The organism is Paraglaciecola sp., assembly GCF_051252315.1.
Classification (GTDB): Bacteria; Pseudomonadota; Gammaproteobacteria; order Enterobacterales; family Alteromonadaceae; genus Paraglaciecola.
On sequence record NZ_JBPOFP010000162.1, the window covers coordinates 1 to 8,034 of the forward strand.

Sequence of the window (8,034 nt, forward strand, 5' to 3'; positions counted from 1 at the left end):
GCACAAGACACTCACAACGATATCATTTTGGTTCTGCCACGCATCGATAATGTCTTCTTCTGTGCGCAATTCGATTTTTTTTATGTCTAACATTGTAATCATTGAACCTTAGCTAGAGTGAGTATTGATATATCGCACATATTCATAAAATCGTGCTTCAAGAGTAGCTTGGTCTTCGGTATGAATGTTCAAACTCTTTTGTTCATGGTTATAAGTGTACTCAAGTTGTTTTTTAGTCACTTGCGAAATCAACACAGAGTTATCACCTAACTCATTATTAAATACCTTAGTAATATAGGGCAACTCAAACCCAGGACCATTATAAGAATATCCATAGATATTGACTTGATCTGTAGTGACCTTTGGCATTTTATTGATATCTTTACTTCTATCCTGATTTTCTAATGAGTCATGTAGTTGTTCTGAAAAACAATAACTAAGTGCCTTTTTAAATTTGTCTGAGTTGAAAAGTGGAATATCACCGTAAAATTGCTTTATTAGGGCAAATGCATATAGGTTAAAAAGATGATATCCATTTTCTTTGTAGCGCATGTCTTTGCCACTTTTTATCGATTTTCGCTTATAGGTTATCCAGTCAAACACGTTGCGTAATTTGTCGATAAAGGTGACTGAATTTAATACGCCATGTTTAATCAACCCATTGTTGTATATTCTTAACATGCTCGGCAAAGCATTAAAAAACAAATCACATTGGCGCTTAATTTCCAGGTCGTCAAGCTCTGCCAATAGCACTGCTCCACTTGCTGCAAACCATAGTTGATGATTAAAGGTCATATCAAACTGACGAATACTGCCATCAACATTTACTACTTTCCAAAGGTTATATCGTTCGTCGAATGGGTGTAGTAGAAACACTTCTCTGGCGGTTTCAAGATAGGCTTTTTGTTGCGTGACTTTATAAGCAGAAACTAGTCCCTCTATAGCCCAAGCTTGCCCAATGGTACCATTTGATAAGTCTTTATTAATATTGGTGCGACAATAAAAGCTAGCTTGCATAGGTCTTGCAGGCACAGACATTAAATAATCAGCGCAGCTGATAACAGCCTGTAAATAATCGGGACGCTGTGTTTTTTGATACAGATAAGCAAAAATAGTTGACCAATGCGCGGTGTTTCTAACAGGTGTTTCTTTATCGTAGTAAGGGCCGTTATGCCCGCCAGGGATAAAGCCATGCTCCTCCAAAAGAGGTAAGTGTTGTTCTGCAATATTTTCTAGTATTTGTTCTAAATTCATTAGCTAATCGCTTTTTGTTTTTGAAAAAGGCCTAAAACATTTCCGAACAAGGTCGCTAATTCAGATAAGTATGAAACGAGATACAAACGCGCAACAATGTGCCATGTATATTCTACGTCTTTATTTCTGGCCATTAATAACCGCATTGTTTTGGGGGAGATTGGCAACACTTTCTTGAGGGATTGTGTAAATTGTTTTTTTACCTCTGAGCGTGAGCGCCATAACCTCATTTGACCTTTTCCGACTCTTATTTGCTTTTTCAGTAATTCAAAGGTTCCTCGGGCAAATTTGTATACTTTGGTATGCTCGGAATAACCTAAATGCATACCGCTATCAGTGCAAAATTTAGTCCAACGCACATCTTCACCTGATCGTACACCTTCTCGAAACATTCCTTTTTCAGAAAATACGGTTTTATGAACCCATAAGTTGGCCGTTTTGGCTTTTTGTTGATGAAGAATAGAATGCTCCATCTGCACGTTAGTTATAGAGTCGTAGAGTTTTCCGATTGTCGTTTTATCTTCAAAATTAAATTTAACGCAGCCACCGAATAATAATTCTGACGTTTCCCTGTAAAAATTAATCCCTGCTTCTAACCAGTCTAAGGCTGGGATACAAGTAGAGTCTAGTAATATGACTAACTCTCCTTTAGCGACTTCTATACCTCTATTCCGACAAGAATAAGGGCTACCTAAGTGGGATGTTTCAGATATAAAAACAATGTCTTGTTGGTCTTGCAACCATTTTACAGAGCCATCTTTTGAGCCATTATCCACTACGATTATTTCAAACTCATGGCTATCAATGGTTTGTTTACGTAAAGCATCTAACGTTAGTTGAATAGCGTAAAAATCGTTAAACACTGGAATAATAATACTCGCTATCATTTAAGCTGAGTCCTTTTCTTTAAAATGGTTAATATGATCTATGTTAATTAAATTTTTTAATGTGATTCTCAAAACAATTAGTCTACACAATCGCAGATGGCCTCAATCTGCTCAAGTTGCTTTGCGGTGAGATCTTGTCGCCATTTATCTATTGAACTAGCACGCATTTCATCATCAAAAAAAGATTTTACTGGATCGCATGCATCTAATCCTAGGAATGAATAAAGTGCGTTAACATCAAGTTGTTTTGTGGCTATCTTCTCGTAGTTAATCACTAATACGTTATCGTTACAGGACATTTTACTAACGAAATCGGTAAAATCATTGCTGCGGCTAGCCTCAGTTTGAATGATGTTGCTAACATTCTCGCTGGTTGTTTTAGTATTTACTAAGGTGGCATCTCGCTTTTTGTGCCACTTTATAATTGATGCAATGCGGTCTCTAGGGTCTCTATCTATAAAAATGACTTTCAATTTCTGTTGATTTTTTATTGCCGAGACTAAAGAGCGCTGATAACTTTTATTTAATTGAAAAATCGTTTTATTGCCCACCAATTTATAATTGCCACTTTGAATAGTACTTTTAACTACACTATTTTCAGACATATTATTTAAATGGCTATATTGTCTCAAGGACTCATAAAAAAAACCTGCTAATCGATAAGGGTTCCTTTCTTTAATATAAGGCTCAATTATTGATTCATAGCTAATAAAAGCTTGAGGGTGTTGATTAATCCACGACTGAGTAATAGAAGTTCCACTGCGAGGCAAGCCTACTAATAAAAACGGTGTAGTAGTTTGAAGTCTCACTAAAGCTTCTTGAAACGTTCTAGGTACAAAGTTAATTCCTAGCAAGGACATATATTTGTTTTTAAGCTGTCGTTTTATAAATTGCATGTATATCCCTTACCTATTAGTTAATAAACTATCATACAGGTTGATATATTTTTCGGTCATTTGAGTTAATGAAAAATTATCTTCTATATGTTGTCGATTGAATGCACTTAACTTAGAAGTTAGTTCTTTGTCATCAATTATTTTTTGGATACTTTGTACAAACATATCAACATTATCGAGCTCGCATAAGTAACCACCTTTTCCATCTACTACCAGTTCAGGCATGGAGAAACAGTTTGTTGTTACTACTGGCATGCCGCAAGCCATGGCTTCTAGTGTGGTTAAACTCAGTCCTTCTAGTCGAGTGGGGAATAAGAAAATATCGCAATAATTATAATATTCGAGTAGCTCGCTCTGATTTAACTTGCCAATTGATACTATGTTTTCTGTTTCAGCAACATTTGTATCTTGTAACCCTGTGGTCGTAAATAAAACAAAGTTATTACCTAATTTTTGCATTATCTTAGGTAATAAATCGGCGCCTTTCCGTTGACTAAAATTACCTACAAATAGTAGTTTTACCTTGCCTTTCCCTTTTGTATTTAAATCTTTCAATGGCGTTTTAATATAAAACTGTTCTGTGTCGATACCGTTTTGAATAGCAGTCGCCTGATTACCAAAACACTCTACTACTTTGTTTGCACTGTATTGACTAACAGCGGTAATTGCTTGGGCATTATTAAACGCTAACCGTTCATGTTGATAGACTATTTTGTGAAACATTTTTTGAGTAACAGCTTTATAAGGGCTAACGAGTGGATCATGCACAACTAAGTGTTCAGTGGTGACATGGGGCAATTCATTTTGATAAAACCCCGCGCCAGTCCAACTATTGGTATGGATGATGTCAGCGCCATTAGGCTTAAACTTAGATCTAAGTAAATAGGGGTAATGTTGAAAATGTTTAGGGAAAACCTGTACTTCGGTATCAATTCCTTTTTTCTCAAGTTGACGAGCGATATTTATTGTCCAAATATCACTGCCTGAGCCTGCAAAAGTGTAAGGAAAACTAATTTTCATTGCGTTTACCTACCACTCTTTAAAATTTTGAATAAGTCGTAAAAATTAAAATGTTTTATACATAATAATTTAAGCTTCTTGGGCATGACTTTACGTTGCAAGTTATAGGCATTAACGGCTAGCGATACTCGCTGCGAATGGTTCATAAGTGAACGATATTTTTTATAGTAGAGTCTATAACCTTGTAATATGCGTTTAGGGTTCGTTATTCGTTCTTTTTCATGATCTGTGTGCATGACATAAGTACGTACGAATATTCGCCTAGCGGGGCCTAAGTTGCAGATTAAGTTGGTAAAAAAATCATAGTCCTGCCAAGCTGGGAACGTCTCATCAAATAACAAATTACTGTCTAATAAATCTTGTTTCTTTACGAATATTTGATTGCCTACACAATTACGCCTAAAAATACGATTTTTATCTATTGTTTTTTGGTAATAGCGACTAGGTATGTATTTTTCTCCATCGAAATTATTAAATAGAGAACAAAGAAAGGAGTCGCTGTCACGATAAGATTTTACAAAAACTTTTACTCGTTCTGGGGTGAAACGATCATCATCATCAAGGCCTGTTATAAATTCGCCAGTAGACGCTAAAATAGCTTGATTACGAGCATGACACGCTCCTTTAGAGGTGTCTGAACGGATATAAATGATGTTATTGTGGAGTTTACAATATTTGTTCATAAACTCGGGCGTATCATCGGTGGAGCCGTCATCGCTCACAACTACTTCAACATTTTTATAGTCTTGAGCGAGAACCGAGTCGATTGCTCTTTTGAGCATTGTAGGGCGATTTTTAGTGGGAATATACACACTTACTTTAGGCAGACTTTTTGCCATGTCTTCGCTCATAATGTTACTTACCTATATGAATGTTGGTTATTTATCGCTCGGTTTTAATACCAATACCTAGCACTAAAGATAACTTTAGGTAAAGTCGGTAAATCTTGTTATGCCACGCTATACATACGGCTTTGATGATATTACTCCAAGTGATGTCATGAGACTTTTTTCGGTCTAAACAGGAGCGTATTGCATGAAAAGGGGGAAGAGCATCTTCTATTAATGATTTTGCGCTAAATTGACTAGCCATGTTGGAATCCACTTTACGTAGTTCATAAAAGCCACCTACCACGCGTCTCGCTTTTTTTCTTATTTGCCCAATAGAGTCTCTAGCTGGGTGTTTAACCGTTACATTATCACCAAAGGTTATTTTAAAGCCTTGTGATGTGGCTCTACGTGTAAATTGATAGTCAGCACCTGAGTATGTATCTTCTTCAAATTGGCCAACAGCAGAGAGTGCATCAGCTGTAATCATTAAATTTGCTGTCACAGATCTGCCTAGGGCTGCATTTTCTTTTTGCGGAAATGCAAGAATAGACTCAAATATTTCGACCCAATTAGGCTTACGAGATGGACCTTCAAAGAATATTTCAACATTTCCAGCAATGAGTGAATATTGCTTATTTTGTAAGAGTGTTACTCCGTTTTCTATCCAATCTAAGTCAGGAATACAGTCAGAATCTGTAAAGGCTATAATTTTTCCATTTAGTAAGGGGATAGCTTTGTTTCTGGCTGCATATGAGCCGGGTTTAGTTTCTATGATTTTGGTTACATTTGAATGTTTTTCAATGATGGCGTCGTCAAATTGAGTGGAGTTATTGTCAGCTACAATCACTTCAATTTCACCTTTGTAACTCTGTTGAGAAATTGCCTGTAAACATTTGTCTAACCGTGTGTAGTCGTTAAATACAGGCATAACTACGGAAACTAAAGGTAAGGGCATTAGGCGACTTCCTTTTGTGACTCTTGTAGTTTTTGATATACCTCAATAGTATCTGTGGCCACTCGTTGCCAGTTGTAATAGGCAACTGCTCGGCTTCGACATTTTTCACTATATTGGTGCCTATTTTCTTTATCCCAATTGGCAATATCTTTAATTTTAGCTACCCAAGCCTCGATGTCATCATTGGGTAACAAAAAACCTGTTTCATTATTAATAACAGCACTAGTGAGGCCCTCAATATTTGAGGCAATTAAAGGTATTCCTTGCACAGATATTTCAGCTGCGACTAAGCCAAAGCCCTCTACATCAGTTTGGTTTTCACTTGGTTGATTTGGCATAACAGCCACGCAAGATTGATGCTTTAGTTCGCTTAATAAATCATTTGAAGCATAACCTACTAGATTAACTTTTGGGCAGCCTTCTAAACCTTGTTGCTCACTTTGATCCCAGGTTTTTCCTACGACCACAAATTCGAAGTTAGGCGGGAGTAGAGGTAATACATTTTTTGCAAACCATAGGGCTCCTTTTCTTACCACTAACCTTCCTAAAAACAATATTTTAAAGTTATGCTTAGTGGTGTCTACTGCTGGTAAATCAGTATTTACCCCCAAAGGAATGACGGTTACTGGCGTCAAACTTAAGTCTTGGCATATTCTGCCAGTGTTTTCACTATTAACAATATAATGGTCGGCGATGGGGAGTTTGGACATTATATTTTGGTAAATACGATAAATTCTGGCCAGAATCCCCGCTCTATTTCCAAATAATACGTCCAGACCATGGATCATAATGACAACTTTTGCTGGCTTGGCAAACAGTTTACTTATTAGACCTAAAGGCGCTAAAACAAAGTCACCAATATGAATGGTGTCAAACTGACGACCATGACGAATGATAAACCATGCACTACTCATAATAAAAAGTAGCATAGCTAACATACCCGGTGGCGCCCCATCTTCTTTTCCTGGCAAAACTAATGTTTTTAACGTTACTTTATTAGTAAACGCTTTAGTTAGTTCATAACTATAGGTTTCCATTCCGCCAACTGCAGGAGGCCACTTGCGCGTGATAAAAAGGACCTTTTGTTCTTTTTTAAGCATCGTCTTTATTATTTTCGTATTTCTCTAATTCAATACGTCTAACTTTTTCTAGTGTTTGTTCTATGAGTTGACGGTTAAAGTTCATTAAGTCAGCTAACATCGCTATTAAGAAAGATATAAAGCCTAAAATGGTAAAGGTACCACCAAGAATTAATGATTGAATATGTCCAGCTCCACCGTCGGTAAAGTAGAAAAATAAGAATCTCAGTATTGGAATGATGCCAATAAGTGAAAGGAATAAACCTATAAAGAAAAACACTCGCAATGGTTGGTACATGGCGTACATGCGTATAATTGTGGTTAGCTGTCTTTCAATAAATTTAGGAATGCTACTAAATAATCTAGATTCGCGTGTTTTTTCATTGGTTTCAACGGGTACTGATGCTACGGCCATATGCTTTTTACCAGCTTGTATTAAAGCTTCAATGGTATAACTAAAAGGAGATACGATATTTAGCTGTAACGCAGCATCTTGACTGTAGGCTCTAAAACCACTTACCGCATCTGGTACTTGTACACCTGACAAGGTTTTAACAACATAGCTACCTAAACGCTGTAAAAACTTTTTTACTGGCGAAAAATGCGCGACTTTGGCTGTATTTCTATCGCCCACTACTACATCCGCTTTACCATCGATAATAGGTTGAATTAACTTTGGAATATCCCAACCTGCATATTGGTTGTCGCCATCGGTATTAACAATTATATCGGCTCCCAGTTTTAAACATTCATTAATACCTGCTCTAAATGTTCGTGCTAAGCCTTTGTTATTTTTATTGATCACTATGTGGTCAACACCTAATTCTTGAGCTACTTCAATCGTTTTGTCAGTAGAGCCATCGTCAATGATCATTATTTCTACTTGGTCAACGCCAGGGATGCTTTTGGGGATATCATTAAATGTAGCTGGAAGCGTTAACTCTTCGTTATAACAGGGGATTTGTACAATTAGTTTCATTTTAAATATTCCAATTTTGAAGCGGCGTCTGCTGATACATCAAACAATAAAATGTCTTCATTATCTAGCGCCTCTAAAACAGTCGATTGGGCTTTGGTTACTAAATAAATATTTTGGGGTAGTATATTTAAGGT

General features: G+C 36.7%; 8 protein-coding genes. All 8 read right to left on the minus strand.

Annotated elements, in window-relative coordinates; all coding sequences use genetic code 11:
- Positions 1-108: 108 nt before the first annotated feature.
- The 8 genes from ACSHXM_RS19945 to ACSHXM_RS19980 all read right to left on the minus strand — a co-directional run bounded on the left by ACSHXM_RS19945 (position 109) and on the right by ACSHXM_RS19980 (position 7,900).
- Positions 109-1,254: a hypothetical protein gene (locus ACSHXM_RS19945; protein WP_435691835.1), complete on the minus strand. Its 1,146-nt coding sequence runs from the start codon at positions 1,252-1,254 to the stop codon at positions 109-111.
- The gene (locus tag ACSHXM_RS19950) at positions 1,254-2,141 is read right to left on the minus strand and encodes a glycosyltransferase family 2 protein (RefSeq protein ID WP_435691837.1); all 888 of its coding nucleotides are present in this window, start codon (positions 2,139-2,141) and stop codon (positions 1,254-1,256) included. The genes ACSHXM_RS19945 and ACSHXM_RS19950 overlap by 1 nt, the downstream gene beginning before the upstream one ends.
- A 77-nt stretch (positions 2,142-2,218) precedes the next feature.
- Positions 2,219-3,037, minus strand: coding sequence for a sulfotransferase domain-containing protein (locus ACSHXM_RS19955; RefSeq protein WP_435691839.1), 819 nt, complete (start codon positions 3,035-3,037; stop codon positions 2,219-2,221).
- A 9-nt stretch (positions 3,038-3,046) separates the two neighbouring features.
- Positions 3,047-4,057: a glycosyltransferase family 4 protein gene (locus ACSHXM_RS19960; protein ID WP_435691842.1), complete on the minus strand. Its 1,011-nt coding sequence runs from the start codon at positions 4,055-4,057 to the stop codon at positions 3,047-3,049.
- Between the two features lie 5 nt (positions 4,058-4,062).
- Positions 4,063-4,908 carry a glycosyltransferase gene (locus ACSHXM_RS19965; protein WP_435691844.1) on the minus strand — a complete coding sequence of 282 codons (846 nt, stop codon included), beginning with the start codon at positions 4,906-4,908 and terminating at the stop codon, positions 4,063-4,065.
- 31 nt (positions 4,909-4,939) lie between these two features.
- Positions 4,940-5,842, minus strand: coding sequence for a glycosyltransferase (locus ACSHXM_RS19970; protein ID WP_435691846.1), 903 nt, complete (start codon positions 5,840-5,842; stop codon positions 4,940-4,942).
- Complete coding sequence (locus tag ACSHXM_RS19975) at positions 5,842-6,942, minus strand: glycosyltransferase family 4 protein (protein WP_435691848.1); 1,101 nt, start codon at positions 6,940-6,942, stop codon at positions 5,842-5,844. The genes ACSHXM_RS19970 and ACSHXM_RS19975 overlap by 1 nt, the downstream gene beginning before the upstream one ends.
- Complete coding sequence (locus ACSHXM_RS19980; protein WP_435691850.1) at positions 6,935-7,900, minus strand: glycosyltransferase family 2 protein; 966 nt, start codon at positions 7,898-7,900, stop codon at positions 6,935-6,937. Before ACSHXM_RS19980 ends, ACSHXM_RS19975 begins: the two co-directional genes overlap by 8 nt.
- Positions 7,901-8,034: the final 134 nt, after the last annotated feature.

Bases quoted from the DNA above. Each gene is read 5' to 3' on its own strand.
- ACSHXM_RS19950 (WP_435691837.1), bottom strand. From the start codon at position 2,141: ATGATAGCGAGTATTATTATTCCAGTGTTTAACGATTTTTACGCTATT.
- ACSHXM_RS19955 (WP_435691839.1), bottom strand. From the start codon at position 3,037: ATGCAATTTATAAAACGACAGCTTAAAAACAAATATATGTCCTTGCTA.
- ACSHXM_RS19970 (WP_435691846.1), bottom strand. From the start codon at position 5,842: ATGCCCTTACCTTTAGTTTCCGTAGTTATGCCTGTATTTAACGACTAC.
- ACSHXM_RS19975 (WP_435691848.1), bottom strand. From the start codon at position 6,942: ATGCTTAAAAAAGAACAAAAGGTCCTTTTTATCACGCGCAAGTGGCCT.
- ACSHXM_RS19980 (WP_435691850.1), bottom strand. From the start codon at position 7,900: ATGAAACTAATTGTACAAATCCCCTGTTATAACGAAGAGTTAACGCTT.
- ACSHXM_RS19965 (WP_435691844.1), bottom strand. From the start codon at position 4,908: ATGAGCGAAGACATGGCAAAAAGTCTGCCTAAAGTAAGTGTGTATATT.
- ACSHXM_RS19945 (WP_435691835.1), bottom strand. From the start codon at position 1,254: ATGAATTTAGAACAAATACTAGAAAATATTGCAGAACAACACTTACCT.
- ACSHXM_RS19960 (WP_435691842.1), bottom strand. From the start codon at position 4,057: ATGAAAATTAGTTTTCCTTACACTTTTGCAGGCTCAGGCAGTGATATT.